Below are 2,284 nucleotides of genomic sequence, written 5' to 3' on the forward strand. Positions count from 1 at the left end.
CAACAGTTTGGCCATGCTGGCCCTAGGCGGTTTGGCCTTGGCCACTGCTCTAGGTGCTGCTTGGCTTAACCGTAAGAAAGACTAATTAAATTCTGACAAAAAGAGTCTGGGAAAAAACTCTAACCTAACTAAAAAGGCTGACAAATCACGTCAATAAAACGTTGATTTACCGGTCTTTTTATATTGTAAAATTTTTTTATTTAACTTCAAAGAGCACTTTTTCCCAGACGCTTTTCGGTTTAGCTTAGCTCAGTTTGACTTTTGCCTAAGCCAGCCATATACTAAACCTATATTAATATGCAGTTTAGAAGAGGAATTATATGAATACACTTAAGAATGCTAACAAGCAAGGAGAAAAAATATTGCTCGGCGGCGTGGCCGCAGCTGCTTTAGGCTTAATTAATGCCAAGCCCCAGACGGTCAAGGCAGCTAATCAGAATGGCACTCGTGCCACTAAGAAGACTGCGAGCAGACCAGTCAAGACTAAGTTGAATTACCAAACAGAGTCTACTGAAACCGGTTCGGAAACTGAGGGTGCAGCAGCTACTGACGATAACCTCACTGACCAAAACAGCAACAGTCAAACAGCTGACAGCGAGACTAATGCAGGTACAGGTAATACAGGTACCTCAAGCAATACCTCAGAAGCTGGACAGGGTCAAGCTGATGCTAATAACAGTTCAGCAAGTGAAAATAATCAAGACACAACTGCAGGCAATACCAGCTCTTCAGGCACAAAAGACAGTATAAAAACTGAAAAACTCGAAAAAGATATCAAAAGAGATAGTGGAAATCCTACCATACTAACTGGTGTTTGGCTTGGTGTCGATGTAACTTTTCAGCCGGGACGTGGAATATACACCATTAAAGGTAATAATCAAACTATTGATGGCATTCCCGGCAATTCTATTAATATTTTTTCACTAGCAAAAGATGGTCATGATCTTTTTGCTGAGCCTCTCTTTTCAGATAACAATCAAATTAAAGAAGTCGACTTTACAGGTCCTCTTAACTTTAGAGGTACGATGCAAAGTATGTTCTATGATTTGCCAAGTTTAACCAAAATTACTGGATTAGAAAATCTGAACACATCTAATGTAATTAGTATGAATGGCATGTTTGCCAGTTGCTCAAGCCTTAGTTCAATTGAGGGAATAAATAAATTAGATGCTTCCAAAGTAACTGATATGTCCTATATGTTTGAAAACTGCGGAAGTTTAACTAGCTTAGATTTAAGTGGTTTAAATATAGGTTTAAATATTAACAAGAATAGTAATAAAAATGATCCTATTACCATGAAAGAGATGTTTATGGGTTGTTCTAACCTTGCAAACTTAATTTTACCTGATAAAATTGATACTTCTCAAGTTACTGATATGACAGGTATGTTTTATGGCTGCTCAGACTTAGTTTCTGTAAGTTATCCAAGTTCCGAAAATTCAGCAGATCCAGAAAATCAAAAAGTAGACTTAACCAAGTTTAATACTAGTAGCCTACAATATATGGCTTACTTGTTCAGTAGATGTTCTAGCATAACAGACTTAGACTTATCTAGTTTCGACACTGGGAATGTCACTTTAATGGACGACGCATTTAGTGAATGTAGAAATTTAACTGCATTGAATATTGCAAATTTTAATATGGCGAGGGTCGAACATTATGTATCACTTAGTAATCTTCTAAATAATTTGACTAAGTTGAAAAAACTAGTGTTAGGTAAAAATTGTAAGTTTACAAGTGAGGATAAAACTGCTGGTCTTAATAATCCAGGAACATGGGTTAATGTTGGTAACGGTAACGAAAGGGACCCAGAAATGAGTAAAAAATGGTCTTCCACCGATTTAATGAATAATTATAATGGTGAAACTGATCATGATACTTATATCAGATTCTATAGCGGCTGCCCTGTAAGAATTCATTACGTATACCTTGATAAAGAAGGAAAACGACAACCAATTTTAGACAAAGATGGCAAGTCCTATGACTATGCAATTGCTGGCAATAAAGGTGATACTAGTTCTATTGAGCCTAAAAATATATACGGTTATACTATTTCGAAAACTAGTAAAGACAAAGTCACAGTCACATTTACTGATCAAGAACAAGATGTTTACTTCGTTTATGACAGGGCAACAGGTAATCCTATTAAGGTTAATTATTTATACTATGTGGATGATAAGGGTAATACCAAACCTATTCTTGATAAAGACAATAAACCGATGACGGAAAATGTTGACGGGGTACTTTATGGTGATCAGAAAGATATTATTCCAAAACAAATATC

Annotated in this window: 1 protein-coding gene; it reads left to right on the forward strand. The window is 36.2% G+C overall.

Annotated features, from left to right (window positions below; translation table 11 throughout):
- Positions 1-320 precede the first annotated feature (320 nt).
- A partial coding sequence (locus JF75_RS09930; RefSeq protein ID WP_046333019.1) for a BspA family leucine-rich repeat surface protein occupies positions 321-2,284 on the forward strand: 1,964 nt, incomplete at its 3' end.

It is taken from the genome of Lactobacillus kimbladii, assembly GCF_000970755.1.
In the GTDB taxonomy this organism is placed as follows: Bacteria; Bacillota; Bacilli; order Lactobacillales; family Lactobacillaceae; genus Lactobacillus; species Lactobacillus kimbladii.